General features: G+C 63.9%; 33 protein-coding genes and 2 tRNA genes. 10 read left to right on the top strand and 25 right to left on the bottom strand.

What is annotated here, in order from left to right; all coding sequences use genetic code 11:
- Nucleotides 1–16: 16 nt before the first annotated feature.
- On the top strand, nt 17–553 hold the full coding sequence (locus tag NO363_RS03050) for an FxLYD domain-containing protein (RefSeq protein WP_256686805.1): 537 nt from the start codon (nt 17–19) through the stop codon (nt 551–553).
- A 64-nt stretch (nt 554–617) separates the two neighbouring features.
- Nucleotides 618–1,187 carry a hypothetical protein gene (locus NO363_RS03045; RefSeq protein ID WP_256686804.1) on the top strand — a complete coding sequence of 190 codons (570 nt, stop codon included), beginning with the start codon at nt 618–620 and terminating at the stop codon, nt 1,185–1,187.
- A 102-nt stretch (nt 1,188–1,289) separates the two neighbouring features.
- Here NO363_RS03045 and NO363_RS03040 read toward each other — a convergent pair whose 3' ends face one another.
- From NO363_RS03040 to NO363_RS03025, 4 genes are all read right to left on the bottom strand, one after another.
- A complete protein-coding gene (locus NO363_RS03040; RefSeq protein WP_256686803.1) occupies nt 1,290–1,799 on the bottom strand; it encodes a hypothetical protein in 510 nt (169 codons plus the stop codon).
- Nucleotides 1,800–1,853: 54 nt separating this feature from the next.
- Nucleotides 1,854–2,276 carry a DUF7994 family protein gene (locus NO363_RS03035; RefSeq protein WP_256686801.1) on the bottom strand — a complete coding sequence of 141 codons (423 nt, stop codon included), beginning with the start codon at nt 2,274–2,276 and terminating at the stop codon, nt 1,854–1,856.
- Between the two features lie 358 nt (nt 2,277–2,634).
- Nucleotides 2,635–3,807, bottom strand: a complete 1,173-nt coding sequence (locus NO363_RS03030) for an ISH3 family transposase (RefSeq protein ID WP_256685615.1) — start codon at nt 3,805–3,807, stop codon at nt 2,635–2,637.
- Between the two features lie 69 nt (nt 3,808–3,876).
- Nucleotides 3,877–4,368 (bottom strand): hypothetical protein, encoded by a 492-nt coding sequence (locus tag NO363_RS03025; protein WP_256686799.1) that lies wholly within the window; start codon nt 4,366–4,368, stop codon nt 3,877–3,879.
- 310 nt (nt 4,369–4,678) lie between these two features.
- On the opposite strand from NO363_RS03025, the gene NO363_RS03020 reads away from it, so the two are divergent.
- A complete protein-coding gene (locus NO363_RS03020; protein WP_256686797.1) occupies nt 4,679–5,959 on the top strand; it encodes an RNA-guided endonuclease InsQ/TnpB family protein in 1,281 nt (426 codons plus the stop codon).
- A gap of 8 nt (nt 5,960–5,967) precedes the next feature.
- Here NO363_RS03020 and NO363_RS03015 read toward each other — a convergent pair whose 3' ends face one another.
- The 3 genes from NO363_RS03015 to NO363_RS03005 form a co-directional block, all read right to left on the bottom strand.
- On the bottom strand, nt 5,968–6,126 hold the full coding sequence (locus NO363_RS03015) for a hypothetical protein (RefSeq protein WP_256686795.1): 159 nt from the start codon (nt 6,124–6,126) through the stop codon (nt 5,968–5,970).
- Between the two features lie 151 nt (nt 6,127–6,277).
- Nucleotides 6,278–6,361: transfer RNA gene (locus tag NO363_RS03010), tRNA-Leu, on the bottom strand.
- A gap of 39 nt (nt 6,362–6,400) precedes the next feature.
- Complete coding sequence (locus NO363_RS03005) at nt 6,401–6,916, bottom strand: MOSC domain-containing protein (RefSeq protein WP_256686793.1); 516 nt, start codon at nt 6,914–6,916, stop codon at nt 6,401–6,403.
- A 123-nt stretch (nt 6,917–7,039) separates the two neighbouring features.
- Here NO363_RS03005 and NO363_RS03000 point away from each other — a divergent pair, with 123 nt between their 5' ends.
- From NO363_RS03000 to NO363_RS02990, 3 genes are all read left to right on the top strand, one after another.
- Nucleotides 7,040–7,669 carry a DUF8102 family protein gene (locus tag NO363_RS03000; RefSeq protein WP_256686791.1) on the top strand — a complete coding sequence of 210 codons (630 nt, stop codon included), beginning with the start codon at nt 7,040–7,042 and terminating at the stop codon, nt 7,667–7,669.
- 68 nt (nt 7,670–7,737) lie between these two features.
- Nucleotides 7,738–8,040, top strand: a complete 303-nt coding sequence (locus NO363_RS02995; RefSeq protein ID WP_256686789.1) for an antibiotic biosynthesis monooxygenase family protein — start codon at nt 7,738–7,740, stop codon at nt 8,038–8,040.
- 166 nt (nt 8,041–8,206) lie between these two features.
- Nucleotides 8,207–9,052: an SDR family NAD(P)-dependent oxidoreductase gene (locus NO363_RS02990; RefSeq protein WP_256686787.1), complete on the top strand. Its 846-nt coding sequence runs from the start codon at nt 8,207–8,209 to the stop codon at nt 9,050–9,052.
- Here the strand turns inward: NO363_RS02990 and tbsP are convergent.
- Together tbsP and NO363_RS02980 are read right to left on the bottom strand one after the other, a co-directional pair.
- Nucleotides 9,046–9,864, bottom strand: coding sequence for a transcriptional regulator TbsP (tbsP, locus tag NO363_RS02985; protein ID WP_256686785.1), 819 nt, complete (start codon nt 9,862–9,864; stop codon nt 9,046–9,048). The genes NO363_RS02990 and tbsP overlap by 7 nt on opposite strands.
- A 96-nt stretch (nt 9,865–9,960) precedes the next feature.
- Nucleotides 9,961–10,365 carry a VOC family protein gene (locus NO363_RS02980; RefSeq protein ID WP_256686784.1) on the bottom strand — a complete coding sequence of 135 codons (405 nt, stop codon included), beginning with the start codon at nt 10,363–10,365 and terminating at the stop codon, nt 9,961–9,963.
- A 177-nt stretch (nt 10,366–10,542) separates the two neighbouring features.
- On the opposite strand from NO363_RS02980, the gene NO363_RS02975 reads away from it, so the two are divergent.
- Complete coding sequence (locus NO363_RS02975; protein ID WP_256686783.1) at nt 10,543–10,977, top strand: DUF5804 family protein; 435 nt, start codon at nt 10,543–10,545, stop codon at nt 10,975–10,977.
- A 3-nt stretch (nt 10,978–10,980) separates the two neighbouring features.
- Here the strand turns inward: NO363_RS02975 and NO363_RS02970 are convergent, their stop codons facing one another.
- The 5 genes from NO363_RS02970 to mvk all read right to left on the bottom strand — a co-directional run bounded on the left by NO363_RS02970 (nt 10,981) and on the right by mvk (nt 16,091).
- Nucleotides 10,981–11,610 carry an SDR family oxidoreductase gene (locus tag NO363_RS02970; protein WP_256686781.1) on the bottom strand — a complete coding sequence of 210 codons (630 nt, stop codon included), beginning with the start codon at nt 11,608–11,610 and terminating at the stop codon, nt 10,981–10,983.
- A gap of 47 nt (nt 11,611–11,657) precedes the next feature.
- Entirely contained in the window at nt 11,658–12,701 is a 1,044-nt protein-coding gene (gene idsA3, locus NO363_RS02965) for a geranylfarnesyl diphosphate synthase (protein WP_256686779.1), read from the bottom strand.
- Complete coding sequence (locus NO363_RS02960; RefSeq protein WP_256686777.1) at nt 12,698–14,044, bottom strand: ribonuclease J; 1,347 nt, start codon at nt 14,042–14,044, stop codon at nt 12,698–12,700. The genes idsA3 and NO363_RS02960 overlap by 4 nt, the downstream gene beginning before the upstream one ends.
- A gap of 165 nt (nt 14,045–14,209) precedes the next feature.
- Entirely contained in the window at nt 14,210–14,938 is a 729-nt protein-coding gene (locus tag NO363_RS02955; protein ID WP_256687921.1) for an isopentenyl phosphate kinase, read from the bottom strand.
- Between the two features lie 169 nt (nt 14,939–15,107).
- Nucleotides 15,108–16,091 (bottom strand): mevalonate kinase, encoded by a 984-nt coding sequence (gene mvk / locus NO363_RS02950; RefSeq protein ID WP_256686776.1) that lies wholly within the window; start codon nt 16,089–16,091, stop codon nt 15,108–15,110.
- 170 nt (nt 16,092–16,261) lie between these two features.
- On the opposite strand from mvk, the gene NO363_RS02945 reads away from it, so the two are divergent.
- The 3 genes from NO363_RS02945 (at nt 16,262) to NO363_RS02935 (ending at nt 17,445) form a co-directional block, all read left to right on the top strand.
- Nucleotides 16,262–16,840, top strand: a complete 579-nt coding sequence (locus tag NO363_RS02945) for a GrpB family protein (RefSeq protein WP_256686775.1) — start codon at nt 16,262–16,264, stop codon at nt 16,838–16,840.
- A gap of 92 nt (nt 16,841–16,932) precedes the next feature.
- Entirely contained in the window at nt 16,933–17,202 is a 270-nt protein-coding gene (locus NO363_RS02940; protein WP_256686773.1) for a type II toxin-antitoxin system HicB family antitoxin, read from the top strand.
- Nucleotides 17,203–17,445 (top strand): type II toxin-antitoxin system HicA family toxin, encoded by a 243-nt coding sequence (locus NO363_RS02935; RefSeq protein WP_256686772.1) that lies wholly within the window; start codon nt 17,203–17,205, stop codon nt 17,443–17,445.
- 4 nt (nt 17,446–17,449) lie between these two features.
- Here the strand turns inward: NO363_RS02935 and rpsB are convergent, their stop codons facing one another.
- From rpsB to NO363_RS02880, 11 genes are all read right to left on the bottom strand, one after another.
- On the bottom strand, nt 17,450–18,211 hold the full coding sequence (rpsB, locus tag NO363_RS02930) for a 30S ribosomal protein S2 (RefSeq protein WP_256686771.1): 762 nt from the start codon (nt 18,209–18,211) through the stop codon (nt 17,450–17,452).
- On the bottom strand, nt 18,208–19,407 hold the full coding sequence (gene eno / locus NO363_RS02925; protein WP_256686769.1) for a phosphopyruvate hydratase: 1,200 nt from the start codon (nt 19,405–19,407) through the stop codon (nt 18,208–18,210). Before eno ends, rpsB begins: the two co-directional genes overlap by 4 nt.
- A complete protein-coding gene (locus NO363_RS02920) occupies nt 19,404–19,583 on the bottom strand; it encodes a DNA-directed RNA polymerase subunit K (RefSeq protein ID WP_256686768.1) in 180 nt (59 codons plus the stop codon). The genes eno and NO363_RS02920 overlap by 4 nt, the downstream gene beginning before the upstream one ends.
- A gap of 5 nt (nt 19,584–19,588) precedes the next feature.
- Nucleotides 19,589–19,780, bottom strand: coding sequence for a DNA-directed RNA polymerase subunit N (locus tag NO363_RS02915; RefSeq protein ID WP_256686766.1), 192 nt, complete (start codon nt 19,778–19,780; stop codon nt 19,589–19,591).
- A 16-nt stretch (nt 19,781–19,796) separates the two neighbouring features.
- Entirely contained in the window at nt 19,797–20,192 is a 396-nt protein-coding gene (locus NO363_RS02910; RefSeq protein ID WP_007742331.1) for a 30S ribosomal protein S9, read from the bottom strand.
- A 5-nt stretch (nt 20,193–20,197) separates the two neighbouring features.
- The gene (locus NO363_RS02905) at nt 20,198–20,632 is read right to left on the bottom strand and encodes a 50S ribosomal protein L13 (RefSeq protein WP_004055415.1); all 435 of its coding nucleotides are present in this window, start codon (nt 20,630–20,632) and stop codon (nt 20,198–20,200) included.
- Nucleotides 20,629–20,979, bottom strand: coding sequence for a 50S ribosomal protein L18e (locus tag NO363_RS02900; protein WP_004055416.1), 351 nt, complete (start codon nt 20,977–20,979; stop codon nt 20,629–20,631). Before NO363_RS02900 ends, NO363_RS02905 begins: the two co-directional genes overlap by 4 nt.
- An 18-nt stretch (nt 20,980–20,997) precedes the next feature.
- A tRNA-Leu gene (locus NO363_RS02895) sits at nt 20,998–21,082 on the bottom strand.
- A gap of 126 nt (nt 21,083–21,208) precedes the next feature.
- Nucleotides 21,209–21,955, bottom strand: coding sequence for a DNA-directed RNA polymerase subunit D (locus NO363_RS02890; RefSeq protein WP_256686762.1), 747 nt, complete (start codon nt 21,953–21,955; stop codon nt 21,209–21,211).
- Nucleotides 21,956–21,958: 3 nt separating this feature from the next.
- Nucleotides 21,959–22,354, bottom strand: coding sequence for a 30S ribosomal protein S11 (locus NO363_RS02885; RefSeq protein ID WP_007742328.1), 396 nt, complete (start codon nt 22,352–22,354; stop codon nt 21,959–21,961).
- Complete coding sequence (locus NO363_RS02880; RefSeq protein WP_256686761.1) at nt 22,351–22,878, bottom strand: 30S ribosomal protein S4; 528 nt, start codon at nt 22,876–22,878, stop codon at nt 22,351–22,353. The genes NO363_RS02885 and NO363_RS02880 overlap by 4 nt, the downstream gene beginning before the upstream one ends.

Raw genomic sequence — 22,878 nt, 5'->3', positions numbered from 1 at the left:
CGGCTAACGCATCGGTATGCAACGACGCCGAGTGCTCGTCGGCATGGGCAGCGGCTGCGCCGGGCTTCTGGCCGGCTGTCTCGGCGCTGGCGAGGGCAAATACGCACGGCGCATCGCGATCAACGGCTCCCCCACCGCAACGGCGACCGAGACGACCGCAGCCACCGGGGCCACGGAAGCCACCGGCGCTACCGAAGCTACTGGAGCCACCGAAACGACCGAACTCACCGAAACGACCGATGCACCGACGAGTCAGGGACTCGTCCTGCTCGACCACGAGTTCTATCGGAGCGGTTCGGGCGGCGTCCGTGGACGCACCGCAAACCGCGGCGACGTCGATCTCGACTTCATCGCGGCGTACGCCCGGTTCTTCGATCGATCGGGCACCGACATCGGTCGCGCCTCCGACAGCCAGAGCGACTTCGCGGTCGGCGAGACGTGGGCGTTCGACGCACAGGCGCTCGACACCGACCCCGCGAACGTCGCGCGCTACCAACTCGTGCTCATCGACCAGCGCTCCTCGGAAGCCGATCCGTTCGCCGGCACGGGCTGAGTGATATAAGGGGCCGTGCTGACCTCGCCGAAGGCTTTTGCCTCGATGCACGAGTGCATCGAACATGGCCGTCCGTTCGCGTCTCGCTGCGCTTCGCTCGCGGCTCTCGCCGAGTATCGACACCAGCGCGGTCGAAGGCGTCGTCATCGGCGGGCTGTTCGGCGCGCTGCAAGCCGGTCTCGTCATGAGTCTCTATCGCACCGAGATGGTCTACGAGATCGGCGGCATCGTCGGTTTCTACTCGCTCAACGGCGGCTGGTACGTGCTGTTGGCGCTCGGAATCCTGTTCGGCATTCCGTTCGTCGCGTTCGTCTCCGGATCGATCAACTCGTTCGCCAACACGGTCATCATGCTCTCCTCGCGGAGTTCGGTACTCCAGAAACTGCTCGTCCCGCTGCTCAAGCGCTCGGCGCTCGGCGTCACCTGTGCCGGCGTGGGCCAGCTCTACGGGATCGCCGTCGGCGTGCTCTTCCAGCTGATCGCCATGCCGGTCTGGCTCCGGCTGGTGATGGGGCTGTCGGTGCCGGCACCGTATCTCACCGTCGGCGGGATCGTCGGCGTCGTGGCGTGGGCGCTCTACGGCGGGGCGATGGGGCTCGTCTACGGACTGATCCTCGAAAATTCGACGGGGTAACTCGTACTGTCGGACGGAACTGATCGGAAATCCGTGCTGCGAAACGTCGCCCATGCGACGGATCTCCACGGTCCGGTCATCGCGGACTTCCGTCCGACAGTATCAGGCGAGGCGATCACGAACCCAGCGGAGCGCGCTGCCGACCACACCGCCGACGGCACCGTCGAACCCCACGAGCACAGGGAGCACGACGAGCGTGGCGATCAGCGCGACTAGCGGCTGTCGGGAGAACACTCCCGAAATCGCCGGCGTGAACGCTCCGATGATCGTCGGCGTCTCGATGAAGACGAACCCCAGAAGCAGCCCCTGGCCCACCCCGAGACCGGCGAGGATGATCCCGCCGACGACCGCCGCGACGACGCCGTGGACGATCCCGCGCACTAACCCGCCAGCAGCGTAGGCCGCGATGAACCCGCCGACGACGCCGCCAGTGATGAAGCCGAAAAACGGGATGATCGGAACGACCAGCGAGAGCAACCCAATCAGAAACGTGGCAGCGATGCCGGCGTAGAGTGCCTTCTTGTCGATGGTGCCCGCGAGCGCTTCAACGCGCTCGGCGACGCCGGTCCGCACCGTCTGCACGCGCTCGCTCGTTCGTGACCGAATGCTCATGTCTATTCCTACCACGCCCGACGCATAGTCGTCGTGACGGCGTGAAACGGTACTTTAAGTCCGTATCGAGTCGAGGATCGGGCCGCTCTCGAACGTCGAGAGGTCGAAGTGTCGCCCGCCACGGATCCAGTCGAATCCCATGAATGCAAGTGAGCCGCCGCCACCAACGGCACAGATGACGAGAAAAATACTCTCGGTGCTGCCGTAGGGCGACGTTCCGTACACCATCGGTAGCAAGTACGAGGCGGCCATTCCGGTACCGATCAGGACGTCGCCAGCGCCGACGAACTGATACCACGTGCCCCGAGGCTGCGCGCCGGCACCGCCAATGACCATCAGAACACCGCCGAGAGCGAGGACGCCGTTCGTCGCGGCGGTCGCCGGGTTCTCGAGAACCGTCGTATCGAAGGCAAACAGGAATCCCAGATTGGCCACGATCATCCCAAGACCGAGCACCAGAAACCAGCGCCGCTTCATACGAGTCTTTTCTGCTACGATAGCAAGTAGCTTGTGCTGAACGATACCGGACTGATTTCGATGGTCCACTACGCAGATCCATTGTGTGTAGATAAGTTTGCAGAACTGCGAGCGAGCAATTGTCTATCCGAAAATGGCATAATTATTATATTATACGTATCTGATTGTCGGTAGTTCCCAACTGAAATCTCAACATCTCCTCTGAACCGGTGTGCTATCGAGGTAAACATCGTAGTGGACCGGTTGGCTGGAGGTCAGAAGCGCCGCTGCGTACTCAACGCTTCCCAGCATCGACTCCTCACGAACCCAGCCAACAGCTGGAGCTCACGAAGGGCACCCCCGAGGCCGCGGGCTGGCCTCAGCCCGCGGCCGCGGTGTATGCGTCCGGCACGCCGACACCATTCATCTCGATCTTCCACCGCCGCTCCAACTCTTCTTCCAACGCGTGTCGAATCCAGTCACAGAACACCGAGAACGTGAACTCCTCGGGCAGGTCGCGCCCGCCTCGGCGAGGGCGGGCGACGACCGCCCATCGTAGCACCAACCACAGGTTCTCCAGCAGAAAGCTCACCACCACGAACGCAAACCGCACGATCGGATCTTGCGTCGACGTTACCGCTCGTGCACTCCGAAACAGACGGTAGCTCGATTCGATCGCTGACCGCTTTCGGTAGCAGTGTTCGACCTGTGTAGGCGTGCGATCGCCCAGATCGCACGCCGCGTACCCTCGGACCACTTCACCATGCTTGCCGCGATCGCCGTTCTGATACGAGACAGAGACTGCGAGCGGGAAGCGCAGTTCCCGCTCGCTGTCCTTGTACATCCGGTAGGTCGTCATGTACGATTTGTGCGTCTCAAGCTTCTCTTCGAGCCGGTCGCCTTTCTCGGCGACCGGCACGACAGTCGCGGCGATCTCTCGTGAGCGGCGGATGACGCGCTCGTTGTAGAAGCCCGAATCAGCCAGTAGCAGCTCGATCTCGAAGGGATAGGCCTCGACGCGGTCGAGGACGCGCTCGACCGCGTCGGCCTGCTTCTCGTCGCTGCGGACGTACGTCATCGCGAGCGTGATCGGTTTCCCGTTCGAGACGAGGTAAGCAGTGCAGTATCGGTGGCAGGTCGTGGTACCGTCTTTGGGGCTCATTCGACAGAGTTCGCCTACCTCGTCGCTGTAGGTGCCGTGATAGGGGTTATCGACGAAATCGATGGAGACGATCCTCGACCGGTCAGGGTCGAGGATCGTCATAGCCAACTGCATGAACAGGAGGTTAGCGGCGAATTCGAGCCAGCCTCGATCGAGCGTGTGGAGCCACTCGAAGACAGTATCGTCACAGGGAGCCTCGTGATTCTCGGCACAGACCTCTCGAATGGAGCTCTGATTGGTGCTGGCAAGGATAACGACGGACCAGATGTCGCCAGGATCGAGGGGCGAGCCCTCGATCCCTGGCAAGGGAAGCTCTCCGATCACATCCGCCGCTACACCTTTGACATCCCACGCCGAAAGGAAGCCGTCTGGTTGCGGTAATTCTAACACATTCACCCAACCAGACATCTTCTGCAATCAGACCGACGCTTTAGCTCCGCCTCTCAACTCGATTGGGAACTACCGATTGTTTGTTAGAAGATCTTCAATATCCTCAGGGGGTCTATTTGTTTCATCCGCGATAAACATGACTGAATCCTCCGTGGCTATCTTATCAGGAAATGCGTAGTGTTGTCCATCTATTGTGATACGTTTACCGCCTTCATCCTGTTCCCGGTCTGTTTTAGTTACCTCATTCACCATATTATTTTCTAATCGACTCACCTTCTTGTCTAAGCTCGATATAGTTTTTAATATCTCAGCAAGATTTTGATCTGCTGGATTTGCACTTTCACGTAAAGATTGCATCTCTGCCGATCGGGAAATCGGATTGTCAAACTCAGAATCACCGCTATCTAGCAATTCTAATTGTGAACGAATTTTCGTTCTCGCTTCTTCAGCCATTTCTACATCCAAGCCATATTTTATTGTCCTCAAATCCGATATATCAAATGGGATTGAATCTGTCGATTCAATCAATTGAATATATGGCTCACCAGTTGCATGTCTCACTGCCAGTTCATAGAATACATTTGGGTTGTGACCCGTGAGGTCCGCTATTACCAAATCACTCTCAACTGTCTTCTGAATAATCTGGCTCGTAATGCTACCCGGCTGGTCCAATTGATCTGCTCTAGATACTGAATAATTATGTGAAAGACAGGCGCAAAACCTCTCCCTTTAGGGAGGGGATACGCGCCGTAAGCTGTGTCTCACTACTGTGCAACCACCGGCTACCCGTCGGTGGCCAGCCAGATATTCGTCGTCGGTGTCGGATCGGTGGATTCACGTTGACGTGGCGCATAACCAGTTATGAAGTTAGATGCCGACGCGAACTATCCGAACGTTCGAGGCCACCATCCCGAACCAGCAACAGGTTCAGGACGACCTCGATGCACTCGGGTGGGCCGCGTCGAAGCTCTGGAACGTCGGTCGCTACTATGCACAAGGCGTGTGGGACGAAACGGGTGAGATTCCCGATGACGGGGAACTCAAACGCGAACTCAAGGGCCACGAACGCTACACGGACCTTCATTCACAGTCCAGTCAGCGCGTTCTCGAAGAACTCGCTGAAGCGTTCAACGGCTGGTTCGGGAAGCGTCGGAACGGCGATAGCCGTGCCCGACCGCCCGGCTACCGCAAACGCGGCGATTCGCACCCACGCTCCACGGTGTCGTTCAAAGCGGCTGGCTTCAAACACGACGAACAGTATCAGCGCGTTCGCCTCTCGAAAGGCCGGAATCTCAAAGAACACCGTTCGGACTTCGTGCTCTGTGGGTACGAAACCCGTCCCGACGTGGACCTCACCGAGTGGGACATCCAGCAGGTTCGGGCCGTCCACAAGCGCGGTGAGTGGCGGCTTCAGTTCGTTTGCCGAACAACCATCGACCCTGAACCGCCGGGCGACCAAACGGCGGGTGTGGACCTCGGAATCAGCAACATCGCTGCCGTGTCGTTCGGCGACGAAACCATGCTGTTCCCTGGTGGATGGCTCAAAGAGTCCAAGCACTACTACAAGCGCGTCGAGTACGAGTGCGAAGGCGAGAACGGGCTTTCGCGCCGCGCTCGGAACGCGAAGCGCACACTCAAGGACCGCCGAAAGCACTTCCATCACACCCTCTCGAAGCGTATCGTCGTCGAGTGTGTCGAACGCGGCGTCGGACGGCTCATGGTGGGCGACCTCGGTGGCATCCGTTCGGAAGACGACGGCTCCGGTTGGGACTGGGGCCGCCACGGGAACAAGATGCTCCACGGATGGGGCTTCGGCCTCCTCACGACGATGCTCGAATACAAGGGTGAAGCCGCCGGTATCGAGGTGGTTGTGGAGTCCGAGCGGGACACGTCAAAGACGTGCTCGGTGTGTGGCCACAAGAACGGCAGCCAGCGCGTCGAACGTGGTCTGTACCACTGCCAGCAGTGCGGACGGACGGCGAACGCCGACGCGAACGGCGCGGAGAACATCAGACAAACGCTACTCCCGAATCCAGCCGCATTTGACCGGCTCGATAGGGATAACGGCTGTTTGGCACAGCCAGTAGTGTGTTCGTTCGATGCTACGGATGGTCGGTTCCATCCACAAGAACGAGCACGTTGCGAACCCTAATATCCCAACTACGGTCGGGAATCCTCGCCGTTCACGGCGGGGAGGATGTCAAAGTCAGATACTGCTTCCTCCACGATATACTCCATGAGTGTATCTGAACGTTCGCGAATGTCGCTTCCTTCATCTCCGATAGGAGCTATGAAAAAGCATTCCTCATTGTTACTCATTGCGAAGGACTATCTAATCTCCAGTATCTAAAATTTTGCTGTGATATTCGCCAGAGACAATTCAATCATATGGGGCCGTTTTCCTCTCCCCCTATCAATAATACATAGAACAAAACTCAATGACATGGGGTCAGTTGCTCCCCACTGTTATTGCGCGGGACCGGATTTGAACCGGCGGACCCCTACGGGACAGCGTCCTAAGCGCTGCGCCGTTTCCAAGCTTGGCTACCCGCGCGCAGTCTGCCTTCCGGCGAGTCGAAAAAGAATCTGTCGCTTACTGGCCCATCAGCCGGCTCTTGATCGCATCGGCCACGTCCTCGCCGTCGGTCTCGCCGAGGGGTTCGAGCTCGTCGCCGACGTGGAGATCGCCACCCTCGACGACGCTGACGCAGATGCCGCCACGGTGGTTTTTGAGCGCACGGGCGACGCCCGACTCGTCGGCGACCTGCTCGACGTGGGCACACGGTGGGCGCGGGCGCGTCCCCTCGAAGGTCGCCTCGCCGATGCGGAACTGCTGATCGAGCAGCTCCTGGACCGAGATGCCGCGCGTGACGATGTTGCGCCGGTGGCGACCGTCCGAGAGATCGATGTCGTACTTCTCATGGATCTCCTCGATGGCCTCGCTTTCGATGAGCGTTACCTCGCACTCGTCCATCCCGGAGTAGTAGCCCGTGCCCATCATGTAGCGATCGCCGCGCAGCCCCTGCCGTTCGACCGCCTCGATCCCCTCGACGGTCTCCATCGGCGCAGAGCCCTCCGGCGTGGTGTAGATCGTCTCGACGGTGGCCATGCCTCCGGTTGGCGAGCGTGTTGGAAAATCCTTCGTTCCGTGGCCAAGCGGCCGAGCACGTGAACGGGAACCGTCATGGAGCGGACCACGAACCCCTTTGTTGCCGGCCGATCGAGGGATTACATGGACCACGACGCCGACAGACCACGTGGCGTCCTCTCGCCGGCCGATCGGGCGTTCCTCCGCGGAGAGACCGAGATGACACACGACCAGTCGCGCCGGAACGCCGAGGCACGCATCCGCGAGCGCATCGTCAACGCCATCGAGGACTTCACGCTACTCGTCCACACGCTCAAACCGAAGGACAGGGAGGGGGTTTTCGACACCGTCGACGATCCGGCGTTCGTCGATGGCGTGCTCTCGATGCTCTCCTTTACCTATCTCGGACTGAAGGAAAGTGGGATGGATTTCGAGCAGGTGCTCGTCCCTGCCGTCCGCCGCGCCGAGGAGGTTCACGCCGCCGGCACGCTCGGTAGCACCGCTGACGTCGCCGTCGATTTCGACGTCCGCGCCGAGTACGGAACCTCCGTGGACGACACCGCCGACCGCATCCGCTCGGACACGCCGGTAACGCCCGAGGAGCTGTTCGCCGTCGCGATGGCCGACGATCCCGTCGTCTCCGAAGCGGAGACGATCCTCGTCCGGCTGCCCCACGGCACCGACGCCGACGACGGCGTTCTGGATCGGCTCGCGAGCTATCTCGATGCCGAGCTCACTCACCGACCGCCGAACCGCGTCGAGCTCTCTCTATAATCCGTTTTGGATTATTGTGTCGGCCATTGTTGCGGTAGGTTTATGCCGATTGCGGGACAAACGGAAGTATGTTCGTTGCAGCGAACCGATTCACGGTCGCGGACGGCTACGGGGACGAGCTCGTCGAGCGCTTCACCGAGAGCTCCGAGGACATCGCCGAACAGCCGGGGTTCGTCAGATTCGACTTCCTGACACCGCCCGAGGACGGCAACACCTACATCGCACAGACCTACTGGGAATCGGCGGAGGACTTCGAGGCGTGGACCGAGAGCGAGCAGTTCGCGAACGCCCACGACGGCGACGCGCCGACGGAGATGTTCGAGGGCCATCCGACGCTCGAAACCTACGAGACGGCCATCACACACGAATAGCACACGTCACAACCATCGCTTCTAACGCGACGGCAGCGACGACTGGATACATCCGTTTCGGCAGAAAGCGTTCGCTCCATTCGCTGCCGTCGCGCTTCCAGTCCCGTCAGCAGACGCATCTCCCAGAAACGTTATTCGTATCGCCGGAGCAGTTCAGAGCGCTACCATGACCGACCCCACGGAGCCACCGGAACTCGCACGCGAGGACGTGCTGACGCTCGACGATACCAGGTTCACGAGCGACAACGTCGCGCTCGTCACCGGCGCTGGCTCGGGCATCGGCCAAGCGACGGCGCTCGCGCTCGCCCACAACGGGCTGACGGCCGTGGCGACCGACATCGACGAGGACGGACTCGAGGAGACGGTCGCCGAACACGACGCACTCGATCTCGACGGGACAGTCGAGACGGTCGCCGGCGATCTGACCGATGACGACGACATCGATCACGTGGTCGATCGGGCAGCCGACTGTGGGCAAATCACCTTCCTCACGAACATCGCGGGCCTGCAAACCGTGGCTCCGATCGAGGAGTTCCCGATGGAAAAATACGACATGATGCAGGAGGCGATGCTCCGCGCGCCGCTCGCGCTGACGAAGGGCTGTCTCCCGCACATGCGTGAGGGCGACGGCGGCGCAGTCGGCAACATGTGCTCGATCCACGGCCACTACGTCACGCGCGACAAGGTCGCCTACAACATGATGAAGTTCGGGCTCCGGGGGCTCACCCAATCGATCGCCGCCGAGGGCGACGGCGACGTCCGCGCCTTCTCCTTCTCGACGGCCTACGTGAAGACTCCGCTCGTTACGGACCAGATCGCCGACACCGCCGAGGAACGCGGCATCAGCGAACAGGAGGTCGTGGAGGACGTCATGCTCGGCGAGGCCAGGGTCACAGAGATGATGGATCCGATCGAGGTGGCGAACGTCTTCACGATGGGCTTTTCCGAGCACGCGAGCCACCTCGACGGCGGCGATCTGCTGTTCGACGGCGGCTACACGCTGACCTACTGACGGGCCGCAGCGAGCAGCTCCGCCGCCACGCTCACGACCTCGTCGGCATCGATCCCTCGGAGGCGATCGTCGCCGAGCAGAAGCCGGAGGCGTGGGCGGCCGACGTCGATCGGTACTTTCTCGGTCTCGATGAGCCCGCCCTCTTCGAGACGCGTCTTCTTCCGTGAGAACGTCGCCCGGCTGGCGATGCCGACGCCCTCGCCCCAGGTGCTGATATCGTACAGCAGCGCCTCGTTGCGGGCGGCCGCAAGCAGGCTGACGTCCACCTCGTCGAGATCGTCGTCCGCTTCGGCGAGTGCGATGCGCATACGCTCGAAGTCGGCGGCCAGTTCCTCATCGAACTCCCGTTCGAGGCTCTCCTGGACGCGCGACAGCGGCGGCGTGCGGAGGTTGAACGACTCGGCATCCGCCCAGCGGTCGGTGTACTCCTCGCGCGCCGCATCGACGAACGACGCGTCGTCGGTGGCGAGCCCGGCGGTCCGTTCGTCGGTGGTGACGAGCGAGACGACCCGGTCGTCGGTGACCAACAGCGGTCCGTCGAGGCGCTCGGTACTCATCCGTAGCGACAGGCTCTCGTTGGCGACCAGATCGGCGATGACGCTCGCGTCGGTGAACTCGCTCACCGACGCTTTGAGCACCGATTCGGTGGCCAGCAGGCGGACCGATGGCCCGTTTGCACGGTCGGCGAGCATCGCTACCAGTCCGTCGACGACCGTCGGTGAGGGACCGACCACGAGCACGTCCTCAGTGGCGTCGTCGAGAACCGTCCGGCAGACATCGGCGACGTTCTTTTCGATCAGGGGTGGCTGCATTGTGAGACTCATCCGGATGGGACAATGAGCCGGAGCGACGTAACGAATGACTCTAGCTGTTTAAATCGAGCCGGCATCCATCGCCTGGCCGTCCGATCAATGGAGTTTGAGTTCGATCCGGCGGCCGTCGGGATCGCGGACGTAGGCCGCCCAGTCGCGGCCGTAGACGCCGAGGCGCTCGCGCGGCTCGTCGTCCTCGACTTCGATGCCGGCCTCGCGGAGCTCGTCGAGCAGTCGCCCTATCGCTTCGCGCGTGTCGGTCTCGTTCGAGCGCAGGAGAATACAGATATGCTCGCCGTCGACATCGAACGGTTCGTCGGTCGGGACGAGATGGAGATGTCGCCCGCCCGCGGCGACGGCGACGAACGGCACCTCGTCGCACTCGAAACGCTCGCGATCGCGGATCGAGAGCCCGAGCTGATCGTGATAGAATTCGAGCGCCTCGTCGATATCGCGGACGCGGATCGCGACGTGGTCGAGATCGACCGGTTCGAATGCCATGTAACCGATAGCGACCGCCGGGGCAAAAGCGCGCTGCACGGGCAGCGATTCCACCGGTTCCGAGCGATCGAATTTCCTTCGAACCGGTTTCGCCCACCAGCCGCGTGCCGTCCCGACGAGCGCCGATCGAAAACGGGCGACGAAACGGCTTTGAGCGCGCCCGTCGTCCCTCCGGCCGTGACGCAGGTCTGTCTCGTCGGCGGGGACTGCGAGCTCCGCTACGAACTGCTCTCGCGCGAGACCGCCCGGCGCGCGCTCTCGACGTACGATCTCGCGGAGCCGTACACGAACACGCTCTCGCTCACCACCGTGAGCCTCGGCGCGGCCGTCTCGCTACTCAACGATCTGAACTGGTATCTCGTCCGCTTCGCGAGCGACGCGCTCGTCCGCGATCCATCGATCAGCGACACGGAGTGGCTCTCACGCCCGCTCGCCGAGGCGATCCGTGACGGACACGTCCAGCCCGACGAGACCGGCGATGCGTATCGGGTCTACCCGATCGAAGACGAATCGCTCGCCGCGCCGTCGTTTGCCACTGGACGGGACGCGTTCGATCACGAAAACGAACTCGTTGTCCGGATCACCGAGGACGAGTACGAGGGTGAGGGCTGAAACTCACTCGCCGGTGGGCGAGCGAAGCGCGCTCTCGATCGGTTCGTCGCCCGCCAGGATTTCGAAGGTCTCGCCGTGCGTGCTCGCCATGTCGATCGCCGTCACGAGCGTCCGCGCGACGTCGGCGCGCGTGATCTCGCCGGGGTCGAGTTTCGTCGCCGCTCGGATCTCTCCGGTCGCGGGATCGTCGGTCAGCGCACCGGGCCGGACGATGGTGTACGTCAGTTCGCTCCCCTGGAGACGGTCGTCGGCCGCCTGTTTGGCGAGCAGGTAGTCGTACAGCGCGTCGGGGCCCGCCTCGGGATCGTCGGCGTTCATCGAACTGAGCATGACGAACCGCTCGACGCCCTCCTCCTCGGCGGCCTCGATCATCCGGATCGCTCCGTCACGGTCGACACCCTCGACGTCCTCGCCGCCCGAGCCCGCCGCGAAGACGATCGCGTCGTGGCCGGCGACCGCGTGTGCAACGTCCTCGGTCAAATCCGCGACGACCGTCTCGACGCCGAACGCTTCCATCTCGTCGACCTGCGATTCGGTGCGCACCATCGCCGTCGTCTCGTGACCGCTGTCGCTCAGGAGCTCTGTGATATGCTGGCCGACCTGTCCATGTGCGCCCGCAACGAGAACGTTCATGGGCAGGGTACGGCCCGCCGATCCCTAAATCGTCCGCTTCCGCGGGCTCAGTAGCCGCGCTCGATGAGATACTCCGCCAGCCCGGCGAGCAGTTCGTGTGCCTCGTTGTCCGGCAGCACGTCGAGCCGGGACTTGCCGCGCTCGACGAGATCGCGACTCAGTGTTCGCGCGTACTCGATGCTGCCGGCCTCTTCGAGCGTGGCGACGGCGGCGTCGGTCTCGGCTTCGGTCACGGCGTCCGGGTCGTCTGTCGTGACGAGCGATTCGACGTCGACGCCCTGCTCGCGGGCGTGCAGCGTCACCGCCGTTCGCTTGCCCTCGATGAGGTCGCTGCCGCGCTGTTTGCCCAACTGCTCGCTCGGCACCGTCAGATCGAGCACGTCGTCGCGGATCTGGAACGCACGGCCGACGTCGAGTCCGTACGCGCCGAGCGCATCAGCGGTCTCCTGATCCGCGCCGAGCAGGAGCGCCGGGACCCGTGCAGCGGCCGCGTAGAGCACCGCCGTCTTCTGCTCGACCATGTGGATGTACTCGTCAGTCGTGACCGCTTCGCGGCGCTCGAACTCGACATCGAGCGACTGGCCTTCACAGATGCGCGTACAGGTCTGTGCGAGCTCCGAGAGCGCCTGCACCATGCGCTCGGGTCGGCCGCCGGTTTCGAGCATGAACTCGAAGGCCTTCGAGTAGAGCGTGTCGCCGGCGAGGATTGCCGTCTCGGTGTCGAACGCCCGATGGACGGCCGGGACGCCACGCCGGAGGTCGTCGTCGTCCATGATGTCGTCGTGGATCAGCGTGAACGACTGGATCGTCTCGATGCTCGCCGCCGCCGCCATCAGATCGATCTCGTCGCTCCCGTCGAGCGTCGGCACGGCCTCGTACTGCTCGCCAGCCACGTCATCATCGACGAGCGCTTCGGCGACCAGCAGCGTCACGACCGGCCGGAGCCGCTTGCCGCCGGCGTCGAGCAGGTGGCGCGAGGCACGGTAGAGTCGCTCGGGTTCCTCGATCGGCAGTCGCTCGTCGAACGCCGCGTTGACGAGCTCCCGCCGGCTCTCGACGGCCGCCTTCACTGTCGACGCCGGGGCGCTCATTCCACCAGCGAGATGACGTTGCCGTTGCGCGTCGCGTGGACGTCACGGCCCATCCGGTAGCCCTGACTCTCGGCGAGGTCGACGTAGCGCGCGAGATGCTCCATGTCGTTGTGCGCGGGGATCACGTGCTGGGGCTGGATGGTGTCGAGCATCTCGTAGTGACCCTCCTGAGACATGTGACCGGAGACGTGGACATCGTCGTAGATACGCGCACCCTGCATCCGCAGGAGCTGTTCGGACTGGTAGCGCTGGCCCTCGTTGGTCGGCTCGGGGATGATCCGTGCCGAGAAGACCACCTTGTCGCCCTCGTCGAGCTGGTAGGGTGTCTCGCCGCGGCCCATCCGGGTGAGCATCGCGCGCGGCTCGCCCTGATGGCCCGTGACGATCGGCAGGAAGTTCTCCTTGCCCTCGTTCATGATTCGTTTGAACGTTCTGTCCACCGACTGGCGGTGGCCGAACATGCCGAGATCGTCGGGGAAGTCGACGAAGTCGAGGCGTTCGGCAGTACCGGAGTATTTCTCCATCGAGCGGCCGAGCAGCACGGGCTGGCGACCGATGTCCTTGGCGAACTCGACGATGGAGCTGACGCGCGCGATCTGGCTGGAGAAGGTGGTGGCGACGATCCCGCCGTCGTAGTCCTCCATGCTGTAGAGGACGTCTTTGACGTGATTGCGCGCGTGTTGCTCGCTCGGGGTGCGGCCCTTGCGACCCGCGTTCGTGCAGTCCTCGATGTAACAGAGCACGCCCTCGCCCTCGCGGCCGATCTCGCGGAAGCGATCCATGTCGATCGGGTCGCCGATCACCGGCGTGTGATCCATCCGCTTGTCGAGCCCGTAGATGATCGAGCCCTCCGGCGTGTGGAGCACGGGGTTGATCGCGTCGATGATCGAGTGGGTGACGTTGACGAACTCGAGTTCGAGCCCGTTGCCGATCTCCATCGAGTCACCGGCGTCCATCTTGACGAGATCGTTGCCGACGCCGAACTTTTCCTCCGATTCGACCTGCTGTTTGACCAGTTCGATGGTGAAGGGCGTCGCCACGACGGGGGCGTCGTAGCGATGGGCGAGTTTCGAGATGGCCCCGATGTGGTCGAGGTGGCCGTGGGTGGGGACGATGGCCTGGACCTCGCCGTCGAGGTCAGACATGACCCTGTCGTCGGGGATCGCGCCCATGTCGATCAGGTCGAGACTGTGCATTCGCTCGGTCTCGACGTTGTCGTGGATGAGCACCTTCGAGAGGTTGAGCCCCATGTCGAAGACGACGATGTCCTCGCCCGCCCGCACGGCCGTCATCTGCCGGCCCACTTCCTCGTAGCCGCCGATTGTCGCGATATCGATTTCCATAGTTGTTGCTCCCGAGCCGCCCGCGCGCACGAAGGACTGGCTGGCCGGTCGCGTGACCCGCCCGCCCGCCCCGAACCGCACCCGGGGCGGTCTCTCGGATAGGTGGGGCTATGGGCAGGGGTGGTATAAACTCCGTGGGTCGCTACGCAGCACAGAAAACGCCGCTCAGCCGACGCGCGTCCCGGGTGAGCCGCCGTCGAGAAACCCCTCCAGCCCATCCAGCCCGAACACCGACGCCGGCGCATCCATGTCGAGCAGCGCCCGGACTTTCGCGGCCATTCCTCCGGTGACGTCGGTCGCGTCGCTCCCGCCGAGCGCCGACCGAACCGTGGCGAACGACTCGATACGATCGATGACTCGACCCTCTTCGTCGAACACGCCCGGAACACCCGCACACAGCCCCACACGCTCGGCGTCGAACTGTTCGGCGAGTGCCACCACGAGCTCGTCACCGCTCACGACCGTGACGCCGGCCCCCGTATGGGCGATGACGTCTGCCTGGATGGTGGGAACAAAACCTTCTGAGAGCATCGTCTCGACCGGCGTCGACAGCGACAGCTCCCCGTCGCCGTCGCGGGCAGCGGCCGAGAGAGGATGGATCGGCAGCGCAGGAACGTCCCGCTCGTGCAGGGCGACGAGCACCGCGTCGTTCAGCCGTCGCATCGCGTCGTGGACCGCGAACGCGCCGGTGACGTCGTGGCTCCCTGCCTCACTGCTGATGCCGTGCTCGCTGGCGTGGTGATGGCCGAAGCTCCCGCCGCCGTGGACAAGCACCAACTCCTCGTTGTAGTCCGCGATCGCTGCGGCCGCGCGCGCGAGGTTCTCCTCGTCGAGCGTCTCCGGGGAGTGTTTGTCGGTGATGACGCTCCCGCCGAGCTTGAGAATCACGGTCATTCCGCTTCGCTCCATTCCCTGCCGTTTGCTCGTGGTTCGAAAGGCGCTTCGCGCCTTTCGTCATCTCGGAAGACCTGCGGTCTTCCGATGACTCTTCGAAGTGCCTTCGGCACTTCGAGATCACGAAACGGATTCGCCGTTTCGAACGACTTTGCTCGCAAAGACAGCGTCATCCGTCCTCCCGGCGCACGCCCTCGAAGTCGAGTTCGGCGCGGAACGACTCCACGCAGCCGGGCGTGTAGCCGAGCGCCGTCCGACTGGCTTCGCTCTCGTCGAGCGCGACGATACAGCCACCGCCGCCCGCGCCCGTCAGTTTCGCGCCGCGCGCACCCGCCTCGCGGGCGGCCCACACCATCGCGTCGAGCGAGCGCGACGAGACTCCGAGCGCACTCAGGAGGCCGTGGTTGACGTCCATCAGCCGCCCGAGTTCGGCGATATCGCCCTCGTCGAGCGCGCGCTCGCCCCGGCGGACGAGATCGCCGATGGCTTCGACCGTGTCGGCGGCGAAATCGTACTCCTCGCGGAGTGCGCGCACGCCCGCGACCAGTTCACCGGTGTCGCCTGCACCGCCGTCGTAGCCGATGACGAATGGCAGGTTCGGCGCGTCGAGCCGTCGGCAGTCGTCGCCCTCCACCCGGACTGCACCGCCCATCGCCGAACAGAACGTGTCCGCGCGCGAGGCCTCGCCGCTCTGGACTTCGCGTTCGACGCGATAGGCGCGCTCGGCGAGTTCTTCGGTGGAGAGTTCGACGCCGAGTTCGCGCGTCGCGGCGTCGATACCTGCGACCGCGACCGCCGCCGACGAGCCGAGTCCCGCCCCGAGCGGGATGGCGCTCTCGATGGCCACGTCGAAGCCCACGTCGGGCGCGTCGGCCGCATCGCGAGCCTGTGCGACCGCACCGTCGACGTACCCGGTCGCGGCCTGGACCAGCGACTGCGGGACGTCCACGTCGGGCACGCCGTCGCCGCCGTACTCGACGGTGAACCCATCGAGGGTGAGATCGCCGGCATCGACCCGGAGCCGACCGTCCGAGCGCGCCGACACCTCGACCGTCGCGCGGCGCTCGATGGCACAGGGCACTGCGGGTTCGCCGTAGACCACCGCGTGCTCGCCGAAGAGATAGACCTTCCCGGGGGCGCTCGAAACGGTCATGCGCGTTCTCTGCGGGCGAGCCTAACAGTCGTTGCGAATGCGTCGGCTAACCGGTCGATTTCGAAATCGGAAACAAAACGACAGCGATCACAGCATCGGTCAGTACATGACCCAGAAAGTGGTGAACTGACGGGACAAAACGGAAGTAGCTCGCTCCATATCGCTGAATAATGGTCAACCCAAACGACGACCCTATCGAGCTGATATCATCCCGATATGGGGAATGGAGAGAGCGATTCGCGGACGAGCGCGAGCGGCTCGACGATATCGTGTTTTCCAACGGTCTCGACGAGTGTGTCGAACGTATCGAACACGTCGGCTCGACCGCAGTTCCGGATCTGCCGGCGAAGAACATCGTCGATATCGATATCGTCGTCGAGGACAGAGCGGTGACCGATATCTCACGGATACTCGAAGTCGAGCTAGGTGGCACTCGTCTCGAAAACACGAGTAGCTGGCATCCCGTTTTCCGCCTCGACGACGGCCAGCGGTTCAACGATCACGTTTTCGCCACGTCGGGTGACAAATGGAAGATCAGCGTCGTCACCCGTGAGGTGCTCCGTGAACGTCCCGAGTTGCGCAAAGAGTACGGACAGTTGAAACGGGAGTTAGCCCACGAAAACGATGATCTGACGACGTATTCACGGGGAAAGACCGCATTTATCGGGCGTCTTCTTCGGGACGGTCGGGAAGCCGACGATCTGAAATTCGACTTCACAGTGCCGCAGCCGCAGTCAGAGCAGGCGTAGAGCAGGCGATCGGAAACCACGCTCCGCTGGCGACGGGTGTTCCTCGTGTCCCCCACACGAAGGGATAAGTAGCCATCTCCCATAGCGGAGTTATGAGCGCCGACCAGCGGCGGATCACGCTCACGGAGGAGGATGACTGGTGGGTCGCGACGGACGAAAACGTCGGCGAGCACGGCGTCACCTCACAGGGGCGCACCAGACAGGAGGCACTCGAAAACCTCGACGAAGCGGTCGCGCTCCATGCGGGCGAAGCCGGCGAAGCGATCACCGCCGAGGACCTCCGCGAGTGGGGCATCGATCCCGAAACGGTCCCCGACGAGCCGACCGTCCCCGACGCACCCTGGTTCGACACCGAGAAATAGATGGTGCGTCGATTCACCGGCGAAGAAGTCGCCACAGTGCTCATCGACAACGGCTACTATCCACAGGACAGAACCGGGAGCCATCTCAAACTCCGCTACGAACACCCCGAAACGGACGAGGTGCGAACCGTGACGGTCCCGCTACACGGCGAGATCGCGACCGGCACGCTCCGAAACATCGCTCGGCAGTGTGGCGCAAACGATTTCGAGAAGTTCCGTTCGTGGATCGATCGTAACCGCTGACGAATTAGATGCCTTCCTCGAAGTCATCGAGCGCGTAGCCCGGCTCGCCACCGGTGCGGTCGACGGTTTCGTTGGCGAGCAGCCAGTAGACGACCGACAGCGCCCGTCGCCCCTTGTTGTTCGTCGGCACGACGAGATCGACGTTGCTCACGGAGTTGTTCGAGTCACACATCGCGATCACCGGAATACCGACGGTGACGGCCTCCGTGACAGCCTGCGAGTCGCCGATCGGGTCGGTCACGACGAGTACGTCGGGTTCGATGTAGCCGTCGTAGTCCGGGTTGGTCAGCGTCCCCGGAATGAACCGTCCGGTCCGGGCACGCGCGCCGATCGCGTCGGCGAACTTCTCGGCCGGGAACCGACCGTACTGACGCGAGGAGGCCACGAGCACGTTCTCGGCGTCGTAGTTCGCAAGGAAATCGGCCGCCGTGCGGACCCGCTCGTCGGTGCGCCCTACGTCGAGGACGTAGAGCCCATCCGTGCGCACGCGGTGGATGAACCGCTCCATGTCCTGGGTCTTCTGCTGGGTGCCGATGTGGACGCCAGCACCCAGATAGTCCTCGACGGGGATGAGGAGGTCGGCCTCCTCGTCGGCCATCACGTCCTCGTCGAAGGTTGGACCCGTGTCGGTGTCCGATTGGTCGTCGCTCGATTCGTCTCTGACGTCTGTGTCGGGGTCCTCTGCGGGATTCGCGCCGGCCTCGCCGGTCGGCTCCTCGTCGATCTCCGTTTCGGCCGCTTCGAGACCCTCTTCGTTGTCGCTCATGCGGTTTCCTCGATTCTGATGAGTTCGTTCAGTTTCGCTGTTCGCTCGCCGGCGACCGCGCCCGTCTTGATGAACGGGGCGGCGGTCGCCACGGCGAGGTGTGCGATCGTCGTGTCCTCGGTCTCGCCCGACCGGTGAGAGATCACCGGCGTGAGACCGTTCTCGACGGCGAGTTCGACGGCGTCGACGGCATCCGACAGCGTGCCGATCTGGTTCGGCTTGACGAGAATAGCGCTCGCCGAGTCGGCCTCGATGCCGCGTTCGAGGCGCTCGACGTTCGTCACGAACAGATCGTCGCCACAGATCAGCGTCTCGTCGACCCGATCGGTGAGATCGGCGAAGCCCGCGAAGTCCTCCTCGTCGAGCGGGTCCTCGACATAGGCGAGATCGTACTCGTCGGCGAGCTCGGCGACGTACTCGATCTGCTCGTCGGGCGTGCGTTCGGTGTCGCTGTACCGATAGGTCTCCTCGTCGGCGTCGTACATCTCAGCTGCGGCCACGTCGAGGCCCATGCTGATCGCGAAGCCGACCTCGTTGGCCACCCTGTCGGTCGCTTCGGCGACGACCTCGAACGCCTCCTCGTCGTCGATGTTCGGTGCCCACGCGCCCTCGTCACCCTTCGCGGCCGGCACGCCACGATCGGCGAGGATCTCGCCGACCGTCTCGTGGACCGCCGCGTTGGCGAAGACCGCATCGGATGCGCTCGGCGCGCCGATCGGCACGGCGAGGAACTCCTGAATGTCGGTCGCGTCGGCCGCGTGCTCGCCACCGCCGATGACGTTGCCGAGCGGCGTGGGCAGCTCGTCGCCGCGGAACGCGCCGCCGAGATGCTGGTACAGCGGCGCACCGAGCGTGTCGGCGGCCGCCTTCGCGGCGGCCATCGAGATCGAAACAGCGCTGTTCGCGCCGATCGTCGAGAAATCGCCAGTGCCGTCGGCGGCGCGCAGCGCCGCGTCGATCGAACGCTGATCGCCGGCGTAGACCTGGCCCTCGATGCGCGGAACGGCGTGCTCGCGGGCGGCGGCGATCGCCTCGCCGGCGGGCGATGAGGTCGCTTCGTGAGCGCCCGTGCTCGCGCCGCTCGGGGCGGCTGCCCTACCGAACCCGCCGGATTCGGTCGTGACCTCGGCCTCGACGGTCGCGTTGCCGCGCGAGTCGAGCACCTCGCGAAGCCGGATTTCGGTGACGAGCGTCATCGCTCACCCCGTTTGACGGTGAACGGCAATACGTCGGCGTCGTACTCCTCGGCCGCGATGAGGATCGGTTCGGTACTGTCGGTCCCTACCAGCACGGGCGCGCCGTAGGCGATCTGGAGCGCTCGCGCGCCGATGATGCGTGCCTTCTCGTAGCGGTTGTAGCGTTGGCTTGCCATCGACATCACTGATAGGGAGCCACGATGTCCACGAGGTCGGTGTGCGAGACGAGCATCCGTCGACAGCAGTGGCGATCCACCCCGAGATCGTCGAGGACCTCGCCCGGATCCTCGCCATCCTCGACGCGGGATTCGAACGCTTCCCAGTGCTCGCTGACGACGTTACCACACGTGAAACACCGGACCGGGACCATCATAACTATCGACCACCCATCAGCGGTAGGATTTCTGGTAGCGTGCCCGTGCGCCCGGACCGCCCCACTTCTTGGATTCGGACTGGCGGACGTCGTTGACGAGCAGCGACCGGTCGAACTCCATGTACGCGTCACGGAGTTCGGCATCGTTCGAGTGCTGCACCAGTGCGCGTGCGATCGCCGTCCGCACCGCGTCGGCCTGTCCGACCGTCCCGCCGCCGCGCACGTCCACGGAGATATCGACGTTCTCGCGCTGCTCGTCGGCGATGCGGAACGGTTCGAGCATCTTCAGCCGCGCGAGCTCCGGTTCGGCGAGTTCGACGGGCTGTGCGTTGACGCGCACGCGACCCTCGCCGTCCGAGACGGTCGCGCGGGCGATGGCGGTCTTCTTCTTGCCGGATGTGTTCGTTACCATGTTAGTTACCACGTGACGTTCGCGCCCAGGTTCTCGCTGACGTCGCCGAGCTGGACGAACTTGATGTTCGAGAGCCGATCCAACGACGTCCCATCCAGGATCTCGGCGTCGGCGTCGAAGGGATCGCCGATGTAGACCCGAATCCCTTCGAACGCCTCGCGACCGCGCGGGCGCTTGTAGGGCAGCATGCCACGGATCGACCGTTTCATGATGCGATCCGGGCGTTTCGGGTAGTACGGCCCGCTGTCGGAGCCGAGCTCGGCGCGCGTCTCGAAGACGTCCATCACATCGTCGTCGCTGCCGGTGATGATGGCCTCCTCGGCGTTGACGATCGCGATCGTCTCGCCGTCGAGGGCGCGCTCGGCGACCTGACTGGCGACGCGACCGAGGATGCAGTCGCGCGCGTCGATCACGATGTCGGGCTCGAATTCGGCGCTCATCGGATCACCCGTACGTCGGCACCCTCGGGATGCCGTTCGAGCGCGTCTTCGAGCGTGAGCGGTTCACCGACCTGTTCGATCTTCGTCTCGGCCGTGCCCGAGAAGTCGACCGCCGCCACGGTGACGGGCTTTTCGAGCACGCCGCTGCCCAGCACCTTGCCGGGGACGACGACTGTCTCGTCTTCGTTCGCGTAGCGTTCGATCCGCCCGAGGTTCACCTCGGCGTACGTCCGCCGGGGCTTTTCGAGGCGGTCGGCCACCGTCTGCCAGACGGGGCTATCCCGTTCGCTGGCGGCCGACTGTAACTCGGCGATGAGACTCGTGAGTCTCGGGTTCGTTTTGTTCATAAGTTGTCTGAGAAACCATGCAGGGAGCAGGATTCGAACCTGCGAACTCCTACGAGACAGCGCCCTGAACGCTGCGCCGTTGACCTGACTTGGCTATCCCTGCACGCGAATTCGTTTTTCTCCCGTCCCCACAAACCAGTTTCGGTCGCCGACACACTTCTCGGCGTCGCCACCGCTGGCTCGCCGACCGTCGGCACGCGCGCTCGCGACTGGTTCGTGGGGCGATCGATCACAGTTGGACGGCCTCGCTGAGTTCGGTCGCGCGCGCGTCGAGCGAATCGACCGCCGCGAGCACCAGCTCCTCGACGCTCATCGAGCCGTCCGTCTCGACGTCGAAGACGAACGCGTTCGGCACGTCCTGCACGTCGAGTTCTTTCCCGGGATAGCGCTCGGTGAGGTCGTTGTCGAACTCCTCGGTGGGGATCAGCTCACCGTCGTCCTCGATCACGCCGCGGAGGATGTTCGGCTCCTCGTCGGCGAACTCCTCGCGGTCGCCGACGACGTCCACGGTCTGGAGATGACGATAGCCGACGGCGACGCCGCCCTGGTGTTTGGCGTGGGTCTTCCCGGTGTCGAGAACAGCATCGGCCTCGATTTCGAGGCGCTGGTCGTCCTTGAGCTCGATGATGGGAACGTTCTGCTCGGCGGGCTCGACCATCGAGTCCATGCTCTGGAGATCGCCCGAGTAGGCCGTGTCGGGCCCCGACACGTCGAGACCGAGGGTGACGCTCTCGCCCATCTCGAACTCGTCGGGCGGTGCGGCGAGGGGCACCATCCCCAGGCGATGGCCGATCTGCTCGTCGAACATCACCGAGGAGTTCTCGACTACCCGGACGGTGTCGATCGAGAGGGTCGGCACGTCCGCGATCATCGCCCGGCGGATGCCGTTGGCGAACGCGGGCGTGATCCCCCGGACGAGAAAACGCGCTTCGCGTTCGTCGTGATCGACGAACTCGACGTCGTACTCGGTGCTCATCGGTCAGAACCCGCTCGATTTGGGGGCGCGTGTCCCGTCGTGCGGGATCGGTGTGACATCCTCGATACGGCCGATCTCGAGACCGGCGCGCGCGAGCGCTCGGATGGTCGCCTGTGCGCCCGGCCCCGGACTCTGCTGGAGGTTGCCACCGGGACCGCGGAGCTTGACGTGGACGCCCTCGATACCCTGGGCGAGCACCTCCTCGGCGACGGTCTCGGCCATCTGCATCGCCGCGTACGGCGACGCCTCGTCACGGTTCTGCTTGACGACCGTGCCGCCGCTCGATTTGGCGAGCGTCTCGGCACCGGTCTGGTCCGTGACGGAGATGATGGTGTTGTTGAACGACGCGAAGACGTGGGCGACCGCCCAGCGGTCCTCGGTCTCGTTTTCGGCGCTCATTCCTGGCCCTCCGCGCGTTCGGGATGCAGTTCGTCCGCGAGCGAGCTCGTCTCGTCGAAGGCCACGCTGTCCTCCTCGGCGATGGCAACCTTCCGCGAGGGTGCCGTCACCCGCGCGTCGTCGACGACGATGTGGCCGTGAGAAACGAACTGACGGGCCTGTTTGGGCGTGTTCGCCAGTCCTTCCCGGTAGACCACCGTCTGCAGGCGGCGTTCGAGTACGTCGGTGACCTCGAGACTCAGCACGTCGTCGATGCTGTCGTTTTCCGAGAGGATGCCGAGCCGTCGGAGCCGGTCGAGGAACGCCTCGCCCTCGCGCTCGGCCGTCTCGGCGTCGCCTTGGGCGTCACCGAGCAGTCGTCGTGCCTCCTGGCGGAAACCACGAAGTTCGGACTGGGCGCGCCAGAGTTCCTCCTTGTTCGCCAGGCCGTAGCGGCCGATGAGGTTCGACTCCTCGGCGATGCGCTCGCCCTGGAAGGGGTGGTTCGGCGTCTCGTAGCCTTTGGTGTTGGAGCCGAGGGCCAT

The sequence above is a fragment of the Halococcus qingdaonensis genome, assembly GCF_024508235.1.
Taxonomy (GTDB): domain Archaea; phylum Halobacteriota; class Halobacteria; order Halobacteriales; family Halococcaceae; genus Halococcus; species Halococcus qingdaonensis.
The sequence above is the reverse complement of the archived record's forward strand: the minus strand, read 5'-3'. Positions and strand labels throughout refer to the sequence as shown.